Annotated in this window: 25 protein-coding genes and 1 riboswitch; of the genes, 12 read left to right on the forward strand and 13 right to left on the reverse strand. The window is 68.8% G+C overall.

All coding sequences use genetic code 11. The annotated features are described in order from the left end of the window. Positions 1-228: 228 nt before the first annotated feature. The 3 genes from cfa to crcB form a co-directional block, all read right to left on the reverse strand. Positions 229-1,347 (reverse strand): cyclopropane fatty acyl phospholipid synthase, encoded by a 1,119-nt coding sequence (gene cfa, locus ACO2Q2_RS03550; protein ID WP_423254393.1) that lies wholly within the window; start codon positions 1,345-1,347, stop codon positions 229-231. Between the two features lie 135 nt (positions 1,348-1,482). Beyond that, on the reverse strand, positions 1,483-1,803 hold the full coding sequence (locus tag ACO2Q2_RS03555) for a DUF190 domain-containing protein (protein WP_423254394.1): 321 nt from the start codon (positions 1,801-1,803) through the stop codon (positions 1,483-1,485). A gap of 33 nt (positions 1,804-1,836) precedes the next feature. Next, positions 1,837-2,226, reverse strand: a complete 390-nt coding sequence (crcB, locus tag ACO2Q2_RS03560) for a fluoride efflux transporter CrcB (RefSeq protein WP_423254395.1) — start codon at positions 2,224-2,226, stop codon at positions 1,837-1,839. Between the two features lie 86 nt (positions 2,227-2,312). Then, positions 2,313-2,374, reverse strand: a riboswitch (Fluoride riboswitch). A 92-nt stretch (positions 2,375-2,466) separates the two neighbouring features. On the opposite strand from crcB, the gene ACO2Q2_RS03565 reads away from it, so the two are divergent. Then, complete coding sequence (locus ACO2Q2_RS03565; RefSeq protein ID WP_423254396.1) at positions 2,467-3,726, forward strand: multidrug effflux MFS transporter; 1,260 nt, start codon at positions 2,467-2,469, stop codon at positions 3,724-3,726. Between the two features lie 16 nt (positions 3,727-3,742). After that, complete coding sequence (locus ACO2Q2_RS03570) at positions 3,743-4,078, forward strand: DUF3887 domain-containing protein (RefSeq protein WP_423254397.1); 336 nt, start codon at positions 3,743-3,745, stop codon at positions 4,076-4,078. Between the two features lie 21 nt (positions 4,079-4,099). On the opposite strand, the gene ACO2Q2_RS03575 is transcribed toward ACO2Q2_RS03570, so the two are convergent. After that, positions 4,100-4,816, reverse strand: a complete 717-nt coding sequence (locus tag ACO2Q2_RS03575; RefSeq protein ID WP_423254398.1) for a hypothetical protein — start codon at positions 4,814-4,816, stop codon at positions 4,100-4,102. A 23-nt stretch (positions 4,817-4,839) separates the two neighbouring features. Here ACO2Q2_RS03575 and ACO2Q2_RS03580 point away from each other — a divergent pair, with 23 nt between their 5' ends. Next, a complete protein-coding gene (locus ACO2Q2_RS03580) occupies positions 4,840-5,133 on the forward strand; it encodes a hypothetical protein (RefSeq protein WP_423254399.1) in 294 nt (97 codons plus the stop codon). 123 nt (positions 5,134-5,256) lie between these two features. Here the strand turns inward: ACO2Q2_RS03580 and ACO2Q2_RS03585 are convergent, their stop codons facing one another. Genes ACO2Q2_RS03585 through ACO2Q2_RS03605 form a run of 5 tightly spaced genes read right to left on the reverse strand, consistent with a single transcriptional unit; the run spans position 5,257 to position 8,315 of the window. After that, positions 5,257-5,748, reverse strand: a complete 492-nt coding sequence (locus tag ACO2Q2_RS03585) for a hypothetical protein (RefSeq protein ID WP_423254400.1) — start codon at positions 5,746-5,748, stop codon at positions 5,257-5,259. Between the two features lie 55 nt (positions 5,749-5,803). Further along, the gene (gene minE, locus ACO2Q2_RS03590; protein ID WP_423254401.1) at positions 5,804-6,076 is read right to left on the reverse strand and encodes a cell division topological specificity factor MinE; all 273 of its coding nucleotides are present in this window, start codon (positions 6,074-6,076) and stop codon (positions 5,804-5,806) included. Positions 6,077-6,081: 5 nt separating this feature from the next. Next, the gene (minD, locus tag ACO2Q2_RS03595) at positions 6,082-6,897 is read right to left on the reverse strand and encodes a septum site-determining protein MinD (protein WP_423254402.1); all 816 of its coding nucleotides are present in this window, start codon (positions 6,895-6,897) and stop codon (positions 6,082-6,084) included. A gap of 54 nt (positions 6,898-6,951) precedes the next feature. Then, the gene (gene minC, locus ACO2Q2_RS03600) at positions 6,952-7,728 is read right to left on the reverse strand and encodes a septum site-determining protein MinC (RefSeq protein WP_423254403.1); all 777 of its coding nucleotides are present in this window, start codon (positions 7,726-7,728) and stop codon (positions 6,952-6,954) included. Further along, entirely contained in the window at positions 7,725-8,315 is a 591-nt protein-coding gene (locus tag ACO2Q2_RS03605; protein WP_423254404.1) for a GNAT family N-acetyltransferase, read from the reverse strand. The genes minC and ACO2Q2_RS03605 overlap by 4 nt, the downstream gene beginning before the upstream one ends. A 194-nt stretch (positions 8,316-8,509) precedes the next feature. Between ACO2Q2_RS03605 and ACO2Q2_RS03610 the strand changes: the two genes are divergently transcribed. From ACO2Q2_RS03610 to ACO2Q2_RS03640, 7 genes are all read left to right on the forward strand, one after another. After that, the gene (locus tag ACO2Q2_RS03610; RefSeq protein ID WP_423254405.1) at positions 8,510-9,739 is read left to right on the forward strand and encodes a sensor histidine kinase; all 1,230 of its coding nucleotides are present in this window, start codon (positions 8,510-8,512) and stop codon (positions 9,737-9,739) included. 127 nt (positions 9,740-9,866) lie between these two features. Next, positions 9,867-10,508, forward strand: a complete 642-nt coding sequence (locus tag ACO2Q2_RS03615; protein WP_404631651.1) for a response regulator — start codon at positions 9,867-9,869, stop codon at positions 10,506-10,508. 277 nt (positions 10,509-10,785) lie between these two features. Beyond that, entirely contained in the window at positions 10,786-12,159 is a 1,374-nt protein-coding gene (locus ACO2Q2_RS03620; protein ID WP_423254406.1) for a polyketide cyclase, read from the forward strand. Positions 12,160-12,352: 193 nt separating this feature from the next. Further along, entirely contained in the window at positions 12,353-13,285 is a 933-nt protein-coding gene (locus ACO2Q2_RS03625) for an ABC transporter ATP-binding protein (RefSeq protein ID WP_423254407.1), read from the forward strand. Continuing rightward, positions 13,282-14,016 carry an ABC transporter permease subunit gene (locus ACO2Q2_RS03630; protein ID WP_423254408.1) on the forward strand — a complete coding sequence of 245 codons (735 nt, stop codon included), beginning with the start codon at positions 13,282-13,284 and terminating at the stop codon, positions 14,014-14,016. Before ACO2Q2_RS03625 ends, ACO2Q2_RS03630 begins: the two co-directional genes overlap by 4 nt. Before the next feature lies 1 nt (position 14,017). Next, entirely contained in the window at positions 14,018-15,892 is a 1,875-nt protein-coding gene (locus ACO2Q2_RS03635; RefSeq protein WP_423254409.1) for a Gldg family protein, read from the forward strand. An 85-nt stretch (positions 15,893-15,977) separates the two neighbouring features. After that, positions 15,978-16,853, forward strand: coding sequence for a cytochrome c oxidase assembly protein (locus ACO2Q2_RS03640; protein WP_423254410.1), 876 nt, complete (start codon positions 15,978-15,980; stop codon positions 16,851-16,853). A gap of 27 nt (positions 16,854-16,880) precedes the next feature. Here the strand turns inward: ACO2Q2_RS03640 and ACO2Q2_RS03645 are convergent, their stop codons facing one another. Then, a complete protein-coding gene (locus ACO2Q2_RS03645; RefSeq protein ID WP_423254411.1) occupies positions 16,881-17,405 on the reverse strand; it encodes a copper chaperone PCu(A)C in 525 nt (174 codons plus the stop codon). Beyond that, complete coding sequence (locus ACO2Q2_RS03650) at positions 17,405-18,004, reverse strand: SCO family protein (protein ID WP_423254412.1); 600 nt, start codon at positions 18,002-18,004, stop codon at positions 17,405-17,407. The genes ACO2Q2_RS03645 and ACO2Q2_RS03650 overlap by 1 nt, the downstream gene beginning before the upstream one ends. 99 nt (positions 18,005-18,103) lie before the next feature. Between ACO2Q2_RS03650 and ACO2Q2_RS03655 the strand changes: the two genes are divergently transcribed. Then, positions 18,104-18,487, forward strand: a complete 384-nt coding sequence (locus ACO2Q2_RS03655; protein ID WP_423254469.1) for a DUF423 domain-containing protein — start codon at positions 18,104-18,106, stop codon at positions 18,485-18,487. Between the two features lie 65 nt (positions 18,488-18,552). Then, entirely contained in the window at positions 18,553-18,954 is a 402-nt protein-coding gene (locus ACO2Q2_RS03660) for a hypothetical protein (RefSeq protein ID WP_423254413.1), read from the forward strand. Between the two features lie 12 nt (positions 18,955-18,966). Here the strand turns inward: ACO2Q2_RS03660 and ACO2Q2_RS03665 are convergent, their stop codons facing one another. After that, the gene (locus tag ACO2Q2_RS03665; RefSeq protein WP_423254414.1) at positions 18,967-20,325 is read right to left on the reverse strand and encodes an alpha/beta fold hydrolase; all 1,359 of its coding nucleotides are present in this window, start codon (positions 20,323-20,325) and stop codon (positions 18,967-18,969) included. Positions 20,326-20,337: 12 nt separating this feature from the next. Further along, positions 20,338-20,523, reverse strand: coding sequence for an Arc family DNA-binding protein (locus tag ACO2Q2_RS03670; protein WP_423254415.1), 186 nt, complete (start codon positions 20,521-20,523; stop codon positions 20,338-20,340). Positions 20,524-20,589: the final 66 nt, after the last annotated feature.

Raw genomic sequence — 20,589 nt, forward strand, 5'->3', positions numbered from 1 at the left:
CACAGCGCCAGCCAGGCCACGGCGAGGATCGGGTAGCGGTATGCCGCGCTGCGTTGCGCGCCCAGTTGCACCCATGCGCGCGGAATCGTTGTCGTCCTTCACGGCATTCCCCATGCGATGTCCCGTCGGCAAGGCCCCCCCGGCCCGGGCGTGGCCAGTATGCCGATCCGGGGGGCGTGGCGCCAAAAATCCGCGTGGCGGCCGGCAAGCTTGACGAAAGGCGCGGTGTCAGCGCGGCGCGCGGTAGCCGCCGGGCACGCCGTGCGGGCTGAGCACCAGTTGCCAGAGCTGGTCGCGGCGGCTGCGGAACACCGCGGCCGACACGCCCAGGTAGAAGTGCCACATGCGGCGGAAGCGCTCGTCGTAGCGCGCCGCCAGTTCGGACCAGGCGCGATCGAAATTGTCGCGCCAGGCCATCAGGGTGCGGTCGTAGTCGGCGCCGAAGTTGTGCCAGTCCTCTACCACGAACAACCCTTCCAGTGCGGCGGTGACCTGGCTGGCGGCGGGAATCATCGAGTTGGGAAAGATGTACTTCTCGATCCAGGGGTCCGGTTGCGCCGGCGCACCGTTGCTGCCGATGCTGTGCAATACCGATAGGCCGTCGTCCTTCAGGCAGCGCCTGACGGTTTCGAAATAGCTGCGGTAGTTCTTGCCGCCGACGTGTTCGAACATGCCGATCGAGTACACCGCGTCGAAGCATTCGTCGATCTCGCGGTAATCCTGGAGGCGGATCTCGATCGGCAGCCCGGCGCACAGTTCGCGGGCATAGTCGGCCTGCTGCTGCGACACGGTGATGCCGACGCCCTCGACGCCGTAGTGTTCCGCCGCGTACTTCAGTGCCTCACCCCAGCCGCAACCGATGTCCAGCACACGCTGGCCCGGCTGCAGTTGCAGCTTGCGGCAGACCAGGTCGAGCTTGGCGGCCTGGGCGTCGTCGAGGTTGTCGGCCTCGGCCCAATAGCCGCACGAGTACACCAGCCGCTTGCCCAGCATGGCGTGGAACAGGTCGTTGCCGAGGTCGTAATGCAGCTTGCCGATCTCGTAGGCGCGTTCGCCGCGCTGCAGGTTGATGAAGCGGGCCTTCAGATGGGCGAGCAGGACGTCGAGCGTTTTCAGTTCCTGATCCAGGCCGGCGGTCAGCAGTCGCGTACACAAGCCGGGCAGGTCGGCGGCGTCCCACCAGCCGTCCATGTACGCCTCGCCCAGCCCCAGCGAGCCGTGCGAGAACACCCGCGCATACAGACGTTCGTCGTGCACGCGCAGGTCGCAGGGGCGGTCGCCGTTGATCTGGATGCCGGCCTGCGCCAGCAGCTGTTCGGCCTTCAGTCGCAGCGAATCGGAGTTCATCGACGCCTCCCACGCGATTGTCCGGATGGTGGATCGGCCGGCGGCCGGACGCGGCATCGCCGTCATGACTGGCGCCAGCCTACTACGGCGCATGCGATCGCCCGAGACGGACATGGCGCGCTCGATGGTCGGCCGTCACGACGCCTCGACCATGCCGAACTCGGCGGGAAAGCGCGCCCAGAACAGCGGCGCTTTTTCCTGCTTCACCAGCGCTACCAGCGTGTCCGCGTCGGCGGCGTCGACGATGAACTCCACCAGCACGGTCTGCTCGCCGGCCAGCTCGAAGAAGTGCGCGGCGTTGATCTGCCCGTGCCGGCCGAAGCCGGCGATGGTCTTGAATGCCGAGCCGCCGTGCACGCGGTGTTTCTTGGCCGCTTCCAGCAGCCACTCGTACAGCAGCATGCCCTGGTGCTTCTGGTTCTCGTGCATGTAGAAACGCAGCGAATAGCCGTTCATGCGAATGCTCCCGGATGGATGATGCCAGGCCGTCTAGCGGGCGGCGACGATGGCGCGCACCAGCCCGATGCCGGCCAGCGTCATGGCCAGTGTGCCGATCACGTGGGCGCCGACGATGGCCAGTGTCCACGCGTACTGCTGGCGCAGCATCAGCGTGACCGTCTCGGCCGAGAAGGTGGAGAAGGTGGTGAGCCCGCCGAGGAAGCCGGTGGTGAAGAACAGCCGCGCCGCCGGCGAGAGTGCGTCGAACTGGCTGAACACGCCCATCGCCAGGCCCATCAGCAGGCCGCCGAGCAGGTTGGCCCCCAGCGTGCCCAGCGGCAGCGTGGGAAACAGCGGGTTGAGCCAGTAGCCCAGCATCCAGCGAAGCACCGCGCCGAGGAAGGCGCCGCAGCCGACGGCAAACAAAGAGGTGAGATCCATGCGCATCCGGATTCCAGCAGTCGTGGTGCGGGTGCGGCGGGCATCGGCAGGCGGTGCCTGGGCAATGCCCGGTCGCCCCGCGAAGGGGTCGGCCAGGCATCATCAGCCTTGCGGCGGTTCGGGGAGGCATGCCATCTCCCATCGGTCGGCGGATCGTAGCAAATACGCAGCGCACCCGGTCAACCGCGGGGCGCAGGCGATATGCTGGCGCGCCTGCCCGACGACCGGCTCTCCGCGCCCATGACTCCCGCCGCTCCCTCCGTTCCGCGCAGCCTGCCGTGGCTGCTGGCGGGGTTGTCGATGATCGGTCCGTTCTCGATCGACGCGGTGTTCCCGGCCTTCCCGCTGATCGGTGGCCACTTTGCGGTGGACGACACGGCCCTGCAGCAGCTGATCAGCGTCTACCTGCTGACCTATGGCGCGATGAGCCTGTTCCACGGGGCGATCTCCGATGCGATCGGGCGCAAGCCGGTGATCATTGCCGGCATGCTCGTCTATGCGCTGGCGTCCGCCGGCGCGGCGCTGTCGACCAGCTTTTCGATGCTGCTGGCGTCGCGTGCGCTGCAGGGGGCCTGCGCCGGTGCCGGGCTGGTGGTGGGGCGTGCCATCGTGCGCGATTCGCTGCAGGGCGCCGCGGCGCAGCAGCTGATGTCGCGGGTGATGATGATCTTCGGCATCGCGCCGGTGATCGCGCCGATGGTGGGCGCGCAGCTGCTGTGGCTGGACGGCTGGCACGGCATCTTCTGGCTGCTGATGGCGTTCACCGTGCTGATGGCGCTGGCGCTGATGGCCCTGCTGCGCGAGACGCATCCGCCGGCCAGCCGCACGCGGTTCGTGCCGCGCGAACTGGTCGCGACCTATCTCTCGTTCGGCCGGGATCGGCCGTTCCTGCCGCTGCTGATCGCCAGCACGATCAACTTCTGCGGGTTGTTCCTGTATATCGCCTCGGCGCCGCGCATCGTGCGCGAGTTGCTGCACCTGACGGCGCAGGGTTTTCCCTGGCTGTTCCTGCCGGTGGTGGCCGGGCTGGTGTTTGGCGCGTGGTTGTCCGGGCGGCTGGCGGTGCGGCACAGCGTGGCGTTCACGGTGAACCTCGGTTACGCCTCGATGGGATCGGCCTGCCTGCTGCACCTGCTGGGCGGTCTGCTGGCGCCCGACGGGGTGCTGCCCTGGTCGATGCTGCCGCTGGTGCTGCACGGCATCGGCGTGCAGTTGGCCTTTCCGACACTGACGCTGCTGCTGCTGGACCGCTTTCCGCAGCGCCGCGGTGGCGCCTCGTCGGTGCAGGCTTTCGTCAGCCTGCTGCTGAATGCAGGCGTGGCCGGCGTGCTGTCGCCGCTGCTTTCGTCCAGCCTGCTGCCGCTGGCCGTGGGCAGCAGCGTGCTGACCGGCATCGGCTGGCTTGCCTGGCGCTGGTATCAGGTCCGGCTGCGCGAGGTGCCGCCGCCGCCGCCGCCGCGCGACGTGGAACTGCAGGCGCAGATCGCCGAGCCGCGCTGAGCAGAGCGCCCGAACCATGATCGGGGCGCTCGACCGCGGCGACATGACGGCGGCCACCAAGTCGTTCGACCCGAAGCTGCACGAGAAGCTGCCGGACGACAAACTGAAGGAAGGGTGGGCGTCGCTGGGACAGAAATTCGGCCAGCGCTCGGGTTTCGGTCAGACCCAGAGCCAGCAGATCAATGACATGACCGTGGTGATGCTGCCGATGACCTACCAGCGCGGCAAGGTCGGTGCGCAGGTTGCCTGCAACGACAAGGGCGCCGTCCTCGCGTTGCAGATCGGCCAGATCGCTCCGCCGAGCACGTCGACCAGCCCGGGCATGACGCCGAAGGCGCCCTCGGGCGGCTGATCGGCACCGCGTCGCGCATGCTCAGACGGGCGCACCCTCGGGTGCGCCCGTCTGCTTGTCCGCCAGGCGATGCACGTCGCGCGGCGAGGGTTGGCATGACTTCTGCCATGCGGCATGGCGCGCTGGCGCACTTAGGCTGCGCGCTCCCCAGCCATCAAGCGCCGCGTTTCGTGGCTCGCCTGCATGCTCCCACTCCGTGACAGTTTCCGTGGTTTCCCGTGGCGCCGCCTGGCGGTCGTGTCGCTGCTGCTGTTCGGCTGTGCCGGTATGCGGACGGCCGAGGCCGCCGACGGCGGCACCGGGATCAAGGTCGACGGGCGCATCGATCCAGCCGAGTGGCGCGGCGTCCGGCACATCACCGATTTCCGCAAGGTGCAGCCGCTCAACGGCGACCCGGCCAGCCTGCCGACCGAAGCCGGTGCTGTCCACGCCCAAGGGCTTGGCGATCGCCTTCCGCTGCATCCAGCCGGCGGGCGTGCCGCGCACGCACCAGCGTATCCGCCGCGACGAGCAGGCGCAGCTCGACCGCGTGAACCTGATGGTCGACTTCGACGGCGACGGGCGCATTGCGTACAACTTCATGGTCACCCTGAGCAACGACATCAACGATGCGGTGATCACCGGCGAGAGCCACTTCAGCACCGACTGGGACGGCAACTGGCGGCACGCGGTGAGCGAGGATGCCGAGGGCTGGAGCGTGGAGATGCTGGTCCCCTGGTACATCGCGCCGATGCGCAAGTCGCAACGGTGGCCAGCGCGCCGTGGGCCTGTACCTGGATCGGGTGATCGGCGCCACCGGCGAGGGCGATGCGTGGCCGGTGGCGAGCTTCACCCGCCCCCGCTTCGTGTCCGACTTCGCGCCGGTGACGCTGCCGGCCTACAGTCAGTCGTTGTTCGCCGTCACGCCGTATGTGGTCGGCGTGCGCGACCAGGTGCACGGCCGCCGTCAGGGCAAGGCCGGCGCGGACATCTTCTGGAGGTCGAACGGGCAGGCCCAGCTCGCCGCCACCCTCAACCCGGACTTCGGCCAGGTGAGAGCGACGACCTGGTGGTGAACTTCGGCGTCGAGGAAACCTTCTTCACCGACAAGCGGCCGTTCTTCACCGAGAACCAAGGCATCTTCGATTTCAGCATGCTGCTGGTGAAGCTGTCCTACCGGTTCAAGATCTGAGCGTGGTTCAGTGCGGCAGGCCGCGGGCGGCGAGGAAGGCGCGCGCGTTCTCCGCGTCGTGCTCGAACCACACGCGGGTCGAGCCGAGGCGGAACGAGTAACCCCAGGCGTCCATGTCGGCCATCAGGCGGTCGCGGCCGACGCCGGGCAGTGCGTCGGCCAGCACGATCTGCAGGTAACAGGTGGCGTCCTCCTCCTCGATGGAGTCGGTGGCGTCGGTGTGCACCGCCGCGCGGCGCTCGGGCGGCAGCACGATGAGGTGGCAGGCCTCGTGCAGCAGCGAATGCACCGGCGTGTCGCCGCGGACGTAGACGGTGGTGCCGATGATGCCGGCCTCCTCGTCGCCCCAGAAGCTGCCGGGGATCGGCGCGCCGTCGGCCACGCGCTGCAGCCGCAGGCCGAAGCGCGCGAGCAGCGTCGCGGCCGGCGCCTCGCCGAGGTCGGCCAGGCGCAGCACCGGCCCGGAGGAGGCGTCGTGAAGGGGATCGATGGGATGCATGGCGGGCGTCGCATCACCCGCCGACAACGCGGGTGGCGATCGCGCAGCGGATGGGTCAGCCGGCGGCCGCGCCGGGCTTGCCGTCGGGCAGGGCGACCGACAGCTCCAGCACTTCGTGGCCGCTGTCGTGCTCGAGGCTGATCGAGATCGCCTCGATGTCCACCTGCACGTATTTCTTGATCACTTCCAGCAGCTCGTTGCGCATCATCGGCAGGTAGTCGGGCGCGCCGCGGGTGGAGCGCTCCTGCGCCACGATGATGCGCAGCCGCTCCTTGGCGACAGTGGCCGTGGCTTCGGGCTTGCGCTTGAGGAAATCGAGGATGCCCATGCCGATCAGCTCCCGAACACGCGCTGGAAGAAGCCCTTCTTGATCACGTCGGTGAAGCGCAGCGGGCGTTCCTCGCCAAGGATGCGCGCCACGGTGTCGCTGTAGGCCTGGCCGGCCATCGAGTTCTCGTCGAGGATCACCGGCACGCCGGCGTTGGAGGCGGCCAGCACGTTCTCCGATTCGGGGATCACGCCGACCACGCTGATGCCGAGGATTTCCTCGACGTCCTTCACGCTGAGCATCTCGCCGGCGGCGACGCGACCCGGGTTGTAGCGGGTGAGCAGCAGGTGCTGGGTGATCGCGCCGTCGCCGCGCTCGGCACGGCGGGTCTTGCTGGCGAGCAGGCCGAGGATGCGGTCCGAATCGCGCACCGAGGACACTTCCGGGTTGACCACCACCACGGCCTGGTCGGCGAAGTACATCGCCAGGTGCGCGCCCTTCTCGATGCCGGCGGGCGAGTCGCACACCACGTACTCGAAGCCCTCGTCGGACAGGCCCTGCAGCACCTTCTCCACGCCTTCCTGGGTCAGCGCATCCTTGTCGCGGGTCTGGCTGGCGGCGAGCACGTAGAGGTTGTCGTGGCGCTTGTCCTTGATCAGCGACTGCTTGAGCGTCGCCTCGCCGTGCACCACGTTGACGAAGTCGTACACCACGCGGCGCTCGCAGCCCATGATCAGGTCGAGGTTGCGCAGGCCGACGTCGAAGTCGATCACCGCGACTTTCTTGCCCGCGATGGCCAGGCCGGTGGCCAGCGAGGCGCTGGTGGTGGTCTTGCCGACGCCGCCTTTGCCGGACGTGACGACGATGATCTGTGCACTCAAGGGTTCATCTCCGGGGATTCGTCATTGTTCTGTGGATCGTCGGGTCCGGACGTTTCAGAGCCGCGCGATCATCAATTTTTCACCATCGAGCCAGCATTGCACAGACTGGCCTTCCAGGTCCTTGGGGATCTGTTCGAACACCCGGTAGTGGCCGGCGATGGCCACCAGTTCGGCGCGGAAGTCGGACACGTAGATGCGCGCTTTCTCGTCGCCCTGCGCGCCGGCCATGGCGCGCCCGCGCAGGCTGCCGTAGACGTGGATGTGGCCGTCGGCGATCACCTCGGCGCCGTTGGCGATGGCGCCGGCGACGATGAGGTCGCGTCCGCGCGCATAGACCTGTTGCCCCGAGCGCACGGCGCCCTCGTGGTGCTGCGCGCCGAGGGCGGGGGCGGTCGTCGGCGAGGTGGCGTGGATCGGCTCGCGTATCGATGCCGCGGCGATCGCCGGCTCCACCGCCGCAGAGGCCGGCGCGGCAACGCTGCCGCCCTCCGGCTCGTAGGCGGCGCGGAACCGGGCGATCAGCGGCAGCCCCATGCGCTTGGCCAGCGCCTCGGTCTCGCTGGTGCCATAGGCCAGCCCCACCGGCAGCATGCCGGCACTGCGCACCGCTTCGAGCAGGGCGTCGACGATGCCGTCGTCGGGCAGGTCCAGCAGGTGGCTGAGGTCCAGCACCACGGCGGCGCGTGAGAACAATTGCGGCGCCGCGCGCACGCGGCGTTCCAGCTCGTCGCACAGCGCCGCGGCGTCGGCACGGCGCACGCGCACGCAGGCGATGCCGACCTGGCCGAAGCGCAGGTCGCAGGCGTCGGAGGTATCGATCTTGGCGTTCATGCTCGGGGTTCGGTGGGCAGGGGCAGGCGCTCGGCCAGCCAGGGTTCGGTGGGCAGGCGGCCGTGTTCGAGGTAGGTGTCGCGCACGTAGCCGTAGCTCGGCAGGTCCTTGGCCAGCAGGCTGACCTGCGGACCGGAATCGCCCATGCGCTGCTGGCCGACTTCCTGGAAGCCATAGGTGCCGTGGAACAGCACCACCACGTCGTCGCGCGGTTCCAGGAACACCTCGCAGGCCAGCAGCGGCACGCGCACCTCGGCGTAGCTGGTGACGTCGCAGTAGAAGATGCGCCCCAGGCCGTGGCGGCGGAACGCGTTGGCGATAACGATGCGGTCGATGTAGAGGAACTGCGGATAGTGCGTGGAGAACCAACGGTAGTTCGGGCTCGCGTAGTCGCGCCCCTCGCGCATGGCGATGAGGAAACCGGCGAGCTCGCCGTCGATCAGGGCCACCCGGAAGTAGTCCGCGTGCTCGTAGAGAAAACGCAGCTGCGCCGCGTCGATGGCGAGGATGGAGCGGCCGGCGGCATTGTTGAGTGCCAGTACGGCATCCAGGTCGTGCTCGCGCACGTCGCGGATGGCAAGGGCCATTCGTTGCTCCGCTTGGTATCGAAGAGGGTACCGTGCCGCCGGATGGGCGGGCAGGGCGCCGCATTATGCCATGCGGACGCCCCCACACCCACGGCGCACGATGTAAAACCGGCGTAAAGCGCGCGGCCGGTGTCGTCGGTGGCCGTGACTTCTCGCGCATTGCGGCGGCCGTGGCGCGGCCTATGATGCCGCCCATGCCCTGGTTCCAGTTCAACCACGTCCGCGTCCTGCGCTACACCGGTCTGTTCACGTACCTGTGCGTGAGCCTGCCGCTGTGGCCGGGCAACTGGAGCCTGGCCCAGGTCAGCGCATGGTGGAGCAACCCGACCCTGTCGGGATGGATCCTCTCCTACCTGCTGTTCGGCGCGGCCTACGTGCTGCTGACCCGGCACAGCCAGATCGAGCCCAACCGCTCGCTGCGCACGCCGGCCAAGCTCGCCCTGCTGATGCTCATCACGGTTTCCGCCGTGGCGGTGGGCTGGTTCAGCCAGAGCGGCCTGTCGGCGATGCTGATGCTGGTGATTGCCGTGGTGCTGCCGTGGCAGCTGCCCGTCGCGGCGGGGCTGGTGTGGCTGCTGGCGCAGAACCTGCTGCTGATCCCGGTGATCGCCAGCTACCAGGGCTGGACGGTGGGCACGGCCATCCTGCAGGTGTGCATGTACCTGGGGCTGTCGGCGCTGGTGTTCATCACCTCCACCGTGGCGACCCAGCAGGCCGAGGAGCGCGAAGCACAGCGGCGGCTTAACTCCGAGCTGCGCGCCACCCGCGCCCTGCTGGCCGAATCTACCCGCATCGCCGAGCGCATGCGCATCGCGCGCGAGCTGCACGACCTGATCGGGCACCACCTCACCGCGCTGAGCCTGAACCTGGAAGTGGCCAGCCACCTGACCAACGACAAGGCGGCCGAGCACGTGCGCAAGGCGCAGGCCACCGCCAAGCATCTGCTGGCGGACGTGCGCGAGGCGGTCAGCGAACTGCGCCAGGACGACGCGATCGACCTGACCCAGGCTCTGCGCAGCCTGATCGAGGGCGTGCCGGGCCTGAACGTGCACGTACAGACGCCGCCACGCTTCTGCGTGGAGGATCCGCGGCGCGCGCAGGTGCTGCTGCGCTGCGCGCAGGAGATCATCACCAATACCGCGCGCCACGCCGGCGCGCGCAACCTGTGGCTGCATTTCGCCTATGCGGAGGACGGCCTGCTCGGCCTGCAGGCGCGCGATGACGGCCGCGGCGCCGCCAACTACACACCCGGCAACGGCATGAGCGGCATGCGCGAGCGGCTGGCCGAGTTCGGCGGCAGCGTGACGGTGGACACTGCCGCCACGCAGGGCTTCGCCCTGACCGTGCGCCTGCCGCTGGGCGAGGCCAGCGCGCTGGCCCATGCACCGAGCCGTTTCGAGCCGCCTGCGTTGAGCCTCCCGTGAGTCGGGACGCCGGTTTCGCCGGTCCACCGTCATGCCAGAATGGCGCCTCGCAGGGGGACTGCGGTGTTGCCACGGCACCGGGCTTGCCCAGGTGCCTGCACAGTTATCCACGCTCAGAGGATCCGCAATGATTTCTGTCTGTCTCGTCGACGACCAGAACCTGGTGCGCCAGGGCGTGCGTTCGCTGCTGGACCTGGCCGAGGACATCCGCGTGATCGCCGAGTGCGCCGACGGCGCGCAGGCCGTGCTGGAGATTCCGCGGATCAAGCCCGACGTGGTGCTGCTGGACCTGCGCATGCCCAACATGAGCGGCCTGGAGGTGCTGCAGGCGCTGTCGGCTCGCAACGAGCTGCCGCCCACGATCATCCTCACCACCTTCGACGACGATCAACTGGTGCTGCAGGGCCTGAAGGCGGGCGCCCGCGGCTACCTGCTCAAGGACGTGTCGCTGGAACAACTGGTGGAAGCGGTGCGCACGGTGGCGGCGGGCGGATCGCTGGTGGCGCCGATGGTGACCCAGCGCCTGCTGGCCGGGGTGGGCCGGATCCAGAACCAGTTCACCAGCCTGGAGCAGCCCGACCCGCTGACCGAACGCGAGACCGAGATCCTGCGGCTGCTCTCCGGCGGCTACTCCAACAAGGAGATCGCCAACTCGCTGAAGGTGGCCGAGGGCACGGTGAAGAACCACGTCTCGAACATCCTTTCCAAGCTCGGCGTGCGCGATCGCACCCGCGCCGTGCTCAAGGCGCTGGAACTGGGTATCGTCTGAGCCGCAAGGACGTTCGGCCGTCCATTCGGTGACGCATGTGCCGGCCGCTGCATCGGCTGCCGGGCCTCGCGCAGCCTCGTTTCCGGCCGATTCGTGCTTGTTGCTGCTGCAGATGGCGTTCCTCGGCGCGAGCAAGTACCATCCCCCGCTTCGGCATGCGTCCGTCCCTGCTGCGACAGCTTTCCGCGGGAACTGCCCGGCGGTAGCGGCGATGCCATCCAGTGCTGCGTAGAGACGCCCGGAGAACCTTGGAATGATGCGTGTTCTTGAATTACTTATGGCCCTGGTCATCGTGGCCGTGCTGGCCGTGGTGGTGGGCATTGCGATGCCCGGCAGCGGCCATGTGGAGAGGTCGCTGGTGATCGGCAAGGACATCCGTCAGGTCTATGACGTGCTGAACAATTTCCGTCGCTTCAGCGACTACGCCGAGCTCACCGGCAGCGATCCGACCATCAAGTACGACCTCTCGGGCAAGGCCTACGGCCCGGGCGCCGAGATCAGCTGGACCGGCGCACCGAAGAAGGCCGGCAACGGCAAGCTGACCATCGCCAGCGCCACGCCGGAGTTCGACAAGATCGACTCCGCCGTCAACCACGCCCAGATCGTGTGGAACCTCGACAGCGACTGGCGCGGCAGCGACAAGCACTTCACGCTGGACCTGGAGCGCACGGGCCGCACGCACAAGCTGACCAAGGTCACCTGGGCGTACGACGTGAAGTACGGCTTCAACCTGCTCAACCGTTACTCCAACCTGTATATCCACGGTGCGCCGGATGCCTTCATCCAGTACAGCCTGACCGGCCTGCAGAGCATGCTCGCCTCGGTGAAGAACGTCGACTACAGCGACCTCGTGCCGTACATCGAGCAGACCAAGCCCACGCCGGTGCTGCTGGTGTCCACCAAGATCGATCGCGAGGGCGGCCTGGATGCGCTGAACGAGGCAACCGACGCCGCCGTGAAGCTGCTGCAGGACACCGCCAAGAAGCTCAACGTCAACGTGACCGGTCCGCGCATCCTCGTGGTGAACAACTACGGCGACCAGACCTTCACCTTCGACATTGCCCTGCCGATCGATGCCACCACTCTCACGGTGGCCGGCCAGAGCCACGATCTGACGACCGAGGCCGCACCCAAGGCGCCGGCGGAGCCGACTGCCGCCGCTTCCGCCGCCGCCCCGGCCAGCGCCGCCTCGACCGAAGCTCCGGCCGTGGCCGCCAATGCGCCGGGCAGCACGGACAAGTACGGCCGCCTGATCATCGACCAGGATGTGCGCGCCACCATGATGGCCGGCGGCCCGGCGCTGAAGGGCGAATGGGTCGGCACCTACGCCGGCGTACCGCAGACCCGCGACGAGCTGGAAGCGTACGCGCAGACCCACGGCTACAAGTACGACACCGTGGTGAACCGCTTCTACGACATCCTGGCCCGCCCGGAGAAAATCGATACGGACAACAACATCACCCAGTACGCGCTTTATGACGTCTATCTGCCGTTGAGCGATGCACCGGAGCAGACGCCGGAGCAGGAGGCGGGCATCCAGCCGCCGGCGCTCGACGAAGAGCAGGCTCCGGCCAGCTCGTCCAGCAGCGCGGCTCCCGCCACCGCCGGTTCCGCGGCCGCGCCGGCCGAGGCGGCCAGCGCCGGCAAGTAAGCCGAACGGCGCGAGTCGTCCGACCCCGTCCGTTCGCGGGCGGGGTTTTTTTTCTGGGCGGTGGCCCGCCGGGCACGGCAGGCGTGCCGAACTTTCGCGCCCCCTTGCGGTACATTGCACGGCGCGCCGCCGCCGTCGCGCTTTCCGTCCGCTGGCCCGTGCGGCCAGGCCCACGCCCGCCACCGGCTTTCCGATGATCGAAACCGACCAGCTCACCCGACGCTACGGCAGGTTCACCGCGGTGGACGCGCTCAGCATCCGTGCCGAGCCGGGCCAGGTGCTCGGGCTGCTGGGTCCCAACGGTGCCGGCAAGACCACCGCGATGCGGATGATTGCCGGATTCCTGGCCCCGTCCAGCGGCACGGCGCGGGTATGCGGCCACGATGTGCAGACTGCACCGCAAGCGGCCCGGCGTGCGCTGGGCTATCTGCCGGAGGGTGCGCCGAGCTACGGCGAGCTGACCGTGCGCGAGTTTCTGGTGTTCATCGTGCGCATGCGCGGACTGACCCGCAGCACCGGACGCCAGCGCTTCGAGGAGGCGATCGTCCGGCTGCAGCTCGAAGACGTGCTGGAGCAATGCATCGACACCCTGTCCAAGGGCCTGCGCCGGCGCGTGGGGCTGGCCCAGGCGATCCTGCACGATCCGCCGGTGCTGATGCTGGACGAACCCACCGACGGCCTGGACCCCAACCAGAAGCACGCGGTGCGCCAGCTGATCGACGCGATGGCGCGCGAGCGCACCATCCTGGTGTCCACCCATCTGCTGGAGGAAGTGCACGCGCTGTGCAACCGCGTGGTGATCATCGCCCGCGGGCGCCTGCTCGCCGACGCCACGCCGGCCGAGCTGGAGCAGCGCTCGCGCTATCACGGCGCAGTGTCCTTCAGCGCCCCGGGCAGTGCGGTGTCGCAGGAGATGCTCGGGCGGCTGCCGCAGGTCGCCGCGATCGAGGTCGATCCGCTGGACGGGCGCATCACGGTGTTCCCCAGGCGGGGCGAGCGCATCCTCGAAGCGGTGGAGCAGCTGCTGCGCGCGCAGGGGCTGGAAGTGTCCGAGATCCAGCTCGAACGCGGCCGGCTCGACGAGGTGTTCCGGCATATCACCACGGCGCCGGAGCTTGCCGCATGAGTCCGGTCCAGGCCATCGTGCGGCGCGAGCTGCGCAGTTACTTCGTGACGCCGGTGGCCTACGTGTTCCTGGTGATCTTCCTGGTGCTGGCGGGGATCCTCACGTTCTACAGCGGCGACTTCTACGAGCGCCGGCAGGCCGACCTGCAGCCGTTCTTCGCGATGCACCCGTGGCTGTACCTGATCCTGGTGCCGGCGGTGTCGATGCGGCTGTGGGCCGAGGAGGCGAAGTCCGGCACGCTGGAACTGCTGCTGACGCTGCCGGTGCGGCTGTGGCAGGCGATGCTCGGCAAGTTCCTCGCCGCATGGCTGTTCGTGGGGCTGGCGCTGGCGCTGACCTTTCCGATCTGGATCACCGTCAACTACCTGGGCGATCCGGACAACGGCGTGATCCTCGCCGGCTACCTCGGCAGCTGGCTGATGGCCGGCGCGTTCCTGGCCATCGGCGCGTGCCTGTCGGCGCTGACCCAGAGCCAGGTGGTGGCCTTCATCCTCACCGCGCTGGTCTGCGTGCTGCTGCTGCTGGCCGGGCAGTCGCAGGTGATCGACTTCTTCCAGGAGGCGCTGCCGCGACGGCTGGTCAACGGCGTGGCGCACCTGAGCATGCTGCGCCATTTCGAGGCGATTGCCCGCGGCGTGCTCGACCTGCGCGACCTGGCCTACTTCGTGCTCAGCATGCTGGCCTGGCTGACCGCCGGCGTGCTGCTGCTCGACCTGCGGCGGAGCCGCTGACATGGCCCGCTGGACCTTCGGGCGGCGTTCGCGCCTGGCCGCCACGCTGGCCGCGCTGGTGCTCGTGTTCATCGGCGCCACGCTGGCGTTGAGCCGCTGGATACACGTGCCGCGGATCGATCTCACTGCGGACCGGCTGTACACGCTGACGCCCGGGACGGTGCAGATCGTGGGCCACCTGCAGCGGCCGCTGCGCCTGACGCTGTATTTCTCCGACCACGCGGCGCGCGATCTGCCGCAGCTGCGCAGCTACGAGCAACGCGTGCGCGAGATGCTGCAGGAAATGGTGGCGCGTTCCTCCGGCAAGCTGCGCCTGCAGATCGTCGATCCGGTGCCGTATTCCGACGACGAGGCGAGCGCCGAGGGCAATGGCCTGACGCCGCTCAGCGGCGGCAGCAACGGCGAGCGCGTGTTCTTCGGCCTGGTCGGCACCACGCTGCCGGCCGATGGCGTGCCTGCCGGCGCCGAAGGCAAGACGCTGTCGGTGCCGTTCTTCGATCCGGCGCGCGAGACCTTTCTCGAATACGACATCGCCAAGCTGCTGTACGAACTCAATGAGACGCGCAAGCCGCGCATCGGCCTGATCAGCTCGCTGCCGATGGCCGGCAACCCGGTCATCGGCGAACCGGCATGGACGGTGCTGGGCCAGCTGCAGCAGCTGTTCTCGATCAGCACGCTCGATCCGGCCAGTCTCAAGCAGATCGACAAGAACCTGCCGGTGGTGCTGCTGGTGCATCCCAAGCACCTGTCCGACGACGCGCTCTACGCGCTCGATCAGTACGTGCTCGGCGGCGGCCACCTGGTGGTGTTCGTCGACCCCGATGCCGAGCTGGACAGCACGCCGTTCGTCGATGCCTCCACCGGCGTCACCGACGACCACAACTCCGACCTGCCACGCCTGTTCAAGGCCTGGGGCGTGGTCTACGACGACCGCAAGGTGGTGCTCGACCGCTCGCGCGCACTGAAGATCGAGCTGGGCGATACCAGCTTCAACCATCCGGCGATGCTCGGCCTGGGCGGGCAGGAGCTCAACCGCGGCGATGCGGTCACCGCCAGCCTGCAGCAGATCGACCTGTCCTCGGCCGGTCACTTCGACCTCGCGCCGGATGCCGCCACACGGCTGATTCCGCTGTTGCAGACCAGCGTGGATGCCCACGTGGTGCCGGTGCAGCGGGTGATCGAGGCCGCCAGCGACCCGTCGCTGCTGCTGCGCGACTACGCCCCCGACAACGTGCGCTACGTGCTCGCGGCGCGCCTGCGCGGCACGCTGTCCAGCGCGTTCCCCGAGCGGGCCTCGCCCACGCACATTGCCCACTCGGCGCCGAACGCGGAGGTGATCCTGGTGGCCGATACCGATCTGCTCACCGATCGCCTGTGGGTGGACACGCAGAGCTTCCTCGGCCAGCCGATGCTCAACGCGTTTGCCAGCAACGGCGACTTCATCACCAACCTGGTGGACAACCTCAGCGGCTCCTCGGCGCTGCTGTCGATCCGCGGCCGTTCCACCTCGCAGCGCCCGTTCACCCGCGTGCAGGCGCTGCAGAACGCGGCCGACCAGAAGTTCCTGCTGAAGAAGCAGGAGCTCGAGCGCGAACTGGCCGAGACGCGCTCCCGGCTGGAGGAACTGCAGCCGGCGCGCGGCGGCCGCGACGGCCAGGCCAGCGCGGAGCAGAAGCGCGAGATCGAGCAGTTCCTGCAGCGCAAGCTGGCGATCAGCAAGGAGCTGCGCGATGTGCAGCACCAGCTCAACGCCGAGATCGATGCGCTGGGCCTGCGCCTGAAGTTCATCAATATCGTGCTGGTGCCCGCGCTGGTCACCCTGCTCGGTCTGCTCTACGGCTGGCGGCGCACCCGGCGCAGTCGCAGGCGCGTGTGAGGGTGGCAATCTGCCGCGCGAGCGCAGGCGCTGCGACGGCTAAGCTGACGGACTTGGCCGCTGCCCGGCCGGGATCGTGCCCGTGATGTCGACGCTGCTGAAATGGCTGGTGCCGTGGGAGTTCTCATGGCTGTTCCTCGCCACGTTCGTGCTGGCCTGCGTGCTGTACGTGCGCGGCCGCGCGCGCGTGCGGGTGAGCCGCGGCCGCCAGCTGTCGTTCTGGATCGGCATGGCGATGATCTACGCATCGCTGCACACGTATTTCGATTACTACGCCGAGCACGAGTTCTTCATGCACCGCATCCAGCAGGTGCTGCTGCATCACCTGGCGCCGCTGCTGATCATCGCCTCGTATCCGGGCGCGGTGCTGCGCGCGGGGCTGGCGTTGCCGTTGCGCGTGCGTCTGCGTGCCGTGCAACGCACGTGGCCGGTGCGCCTCGCCGGTGCGGTGCTGCTCAATCCTGCGTTCGCCACGCTCGCCTTCGTGGCGTTCATCCTGGTCTGGCTGATCCCGCACATGCAGACGCTGGCGATGCTCGACTGGCGCATCTACCGTTTCATGAACTGGTCGATGGTGGTCAGCGGCTTCATCTACTGGTGGCTGGTGCTCGACCATCGCCCGCGCCCGCCGGGCCGCATGACGCCGGGGCTGCGTGTACTGTCGCCGGGCATCACCATGACGCCGCAGATCCTGGCCGGCGCCATCGTCACGTTCTCCAAGACCGACCTCTACCCGATCTTCGAGATCTGCGGCCGCGCCTTCACCTTCAACGTGCTCACCGGCCAGCTCGTGGGCGGCGTGATCATGTGGGTGCCGGCGGCGATCATCGAGTCGATCGGCGGCCTGCTGGCCTTGCGCCAGTGGCTGCAGCTGTCGCGCAGCGGACGCATTCGCCGCGAGAGCAGCGATCGGCGACGCCGCTCCGCCGCGGCGGGGACCGCGGCGCACGGCGCCCATTGATCCATCGCGGATCCATCGCGCCGCGGCTCAGTGGCCGTGCCCGATCGCGCTGCCGTGATCCATCGGCGTGGCGGGGTCCATGCCAGCCGGCGCCTGGTCACCCGCATCGACCGCATCGACCGCATTGGCCGGGCGCACGAGGAAATCCACCGGCAAATGGCTGCCGTCGGCGAAGTCCAGCGTGACCGGCACCGTCTCGCCCGCGGTCACCGCCTTGGTCGCCTGCATCAACATCAGGTGATAGCCACCCGGAGCCAGCGCCACGCTGCCGTGGGCGGGAATGGCCAACTGCTCGACCATGCTCATGCGGCCCATGCCACCCTCGGTGGTGCTCTGGTGCAGCATCACGTGGCCGTAGCGGGCGCTGCTGGCGCCGGTGAGCGCCACGGCGGTATCGCCGGTGTTGTGCAGCGTCACGTAACCGCCCGCGGGCAGGCCGGCCGGAAGCACGCGGATCCACGCCTTGTCGGCATGGACCTGGGCCGATTGGCCGGCGTGGGCGGCACCGGCGAACAGCAGGCCGGTGATCAGCAGGGACAGGGAACGGGGCATCACGGTCGGGCTCCGGGGGCGAGCAGCAGGTGCAGGTCGTGGACCAGGTCGTCCTGCGAGTCGGCCGGGGTGGACAGCAGGCGCGCACGGCCCTGCGCGTCGAAGATGTAGATCGCCGAGCTGTGGCTCACCTCGTAGTTGCCGTCGCCCGGATCGGGTTCTCGGCTGAAGGCGGAGCGGTAGCGCTTGCTCAGCGCCTCGATGTCGCCCGGCTTGCCGGTGAGACCGACCGCGCGCTTGTCGAAGGCATTGACATAGGCATGCATGATCTCGGGCGTGTCGCGAGCCGGATCGACCGACACGAACAGGATGCGCGCGCCGTCGGCCAACGGCCCCAGCCGCTGCATCACCACGTGCAGATGGGCGAGGGTGAGCGGGCACACGTCGGGGCAGTGGGTGTAACCGAAGTACAGCAGCACCACCTTGCCGCGGTAGTCCGCGCCGGTGGCCGGCTTGCCGTCGTCGTTGACCAGGTTGAACTCGAGATCGGGCATGTGGCCGGTCACCTGGGTGAGCCGGAACGGCAGCGGCGTGCCGCGCTGGCAGCCGGCCAGCAGGAGTGCTGCGGCAAACAGCAGCGACCCGGCGAGCCAGGGCATGGCGCGACGCGCCCTTATGCGAAGATGGGAAAGGACCATCGCGCAAGGATACGACACGGGGTCCGCAGCTACCTTCACACCGGAGAAAATCGTCCGATGATGCGACAACCTGCCACCCGATCCGGCCCGTGGCTCGTCGCGTTCGCCGGCGCCAGCGGCGTACTGCTGGGCGCATTCGGCGCCCACGCATTGCGCGGCCACCTGGACGCCTCGGCCTTGGGCTGGTGGCAGACCGCGGTGCAGTACCAGCTGTGGCACGCGCTGGCCCTGGCGCTGGCGGTACATGCCGGCCGCGGCCGCGCCGGGCGCGTGGCGGTGCTCGCCTTTGCGATCGGCATCGCGCTGTTCAGCGGCAGCCTGTACGCGATGGCGCTGGGTGCGCCGCGCTGGTTCGGGGCGATCACGCCGTTGGGTGGCCTGGGGTTCGTGGTCGGCTGGGTGGCGCTGGCCATGGCCCTGCGCCGGCCTGTCGACGGCGGCTGAACCTCGCGACCCATTCGGGCGCCCGGCGTCATGCGGGTGTCACCTGCGCGCGGCAGGCTGCGCGCATGAGCACGCTGTCGAACACCGTCGAGTCGTCGCCCGCCCGCTACCTGCGCCGTCATCGCGGCGCGATGGCGGTGCTGCTGCTTGTCGGCGCCTGCCTGGCGATGCTGACCGGCGGTGACCGGGATCGAGCCGCGAGTCCACGCCCGATCGTGAACTCCCTCGTGCACTGGCAGGACGGCCGCCACGACTGGCTGCTGGTCGCCGACCGCGGTACCCACGAGCTGGTGGTCTACGACGCCACGACGGGCGCACCGTTGCAGCGCCTCGGTCGCGACGACGGGCTCGGTTCGGTCGATGCGATCGCCGCGCTTGGCGACCGTCTGCTGGTGCAGGACGCGAGGGGCCAACCGACCCTGCTCGGCCTGCCCTCGTTGCGCGCGGGCACGCTGGCATTGCGCTGAGGCGGCACGCGATCAGCGCGCCGCGGCTGCGGGCTGGCGCGCGATCCACGCGGCGATGTCGCCGATCACCTTCGGCTCCACGTGCGCCGGCCTGGCGTAGTCGGCCGGCGACGGCGGATTGCCGCTCGGCATGAACAGGTGACTCAGCCCGGGATAGCTGCGTAACGTCACGTGCGGATTACCGGCGAAGGCACGCTTCCAGGCGGCGAAATCCTGCGCTGGCGGCACCTGGGAATCGGCCATTCCCTGCAGCACCAGCAGCGGGGCGTGAAGGGCATGCGCGGCGTCGATGGCGTCGTAGTGGGCCAGGCTCAGCCACCAGCTCGCGGGCGCATGGAAGAACTCACCCGTTGGCGGGTGAGTGGGGTCGGCCTTGGCGAGCGCGTCGCGCGCCGCTTCCATCTCGTGGATGGCCGCCGCCATGGGGGCCTGGGGGCTGCCCGGCAGCGTCTTCAGGTAGTTCAGCTGCTGCAGGACCACGTTGAGGTCCAGTCGCTCGGGAGCGGCAAGCAGGACAACGCCGGCCAGATGCCCATCGCGCTGCGCGATGCGTGGTGCCATCAGCGCACCGAGGCTGTGACCAACCACGAAGACCCGGCCCGCGGCGATCTTTGGTTGCTTGCGCAGCAGGCCCAGCGCGGCGAGGGCATCGTCGGTGACTTCGTCGTCGACGGTCAGTGGCGTGGCGGCCAGCTGCTTGCCGTATGTGAGCGTGCGCTTGTCGTAGCGCAGCGAGGCGATGCCTTGCTGCGCCAGGCCGAAGGCGAGATCGCGGAACGGCTTGTTCGGGCCGATGGTTTCGTCGCGGTCGTTGGGGCCGGAACCGGCGACCAGCACCACCGCGGGAAACGGGCCGTCGCCCTTGGGCAGCGTCAGCGTGCCGGGCAGCGGTCCGAGCGGGGAGGGAACGGCCAGCGGGGTTTCGCTCACATTGGCCGGGCGGTCCGTGGCAGGCGTGGCGTCGGCACTGTCGGGTGCAGGGGCGAAAAACAGTCCTGTCACCTTGCCGTCCTTGTCGCAGCCGACGCGCATCACCAGCTTGGCCCTGGCAAAGCGCAGCGGCGTTTCCACCACCTCGCCCGAGGCGATGTAGCTGAGCTGCGGCGCATCGCTGCCCTGCAGGCTGCCGACCTGCGCCGGCAGCGCGGTGCCCCACACGTCCTGCAATTTGGCAGCGGGCAGAGCGTCGGTCATTGCGGCATCGAAGTCGCGCGTGGCATCGGCATAGCGCCCATCACGCAGGCTCTCCAGGATCGCCGCCGAATGCTCGCGGCACGTAAAGGCCGCATCGGCGGCGTCGGTGCGCGTGGCGAGGCTGGCGGCGAACACGGACGCCAGCAGCAGGAGCAGGGTGCGGGTTTCGATCTTCATCGGCATGTTTCCTTACTCGTCATCGTCCATCGGTTCGGGCTTGCCCGGCTTGAGCCGCCCGGCCTTTCGCAGTGCATCGCGCAGCAGGTACTCGATCTGCGCGTTGACGCTGCGCAGCTCGTCTTCGGACCAGCGCTGCACCGCCTCAAGCACGGTGGCGCTGATCCGCAGCGGATAGGCTTTTTTCCCGGCCGCCATGCGCTCAGCGGGCGGCGCGTCGGCGCGCCGCGAGCGCCACGACGAACAGCACGATCATCACGGGAA

This window comes from Dyella sp. KRB-257 (assembly GCF_049445995.1).
Lineage (GTDB): Bacteria > Pseudomonadota > Gammaproteobacteria > Xanthomonadales > Rhodanobacteraceae > Dyella_A.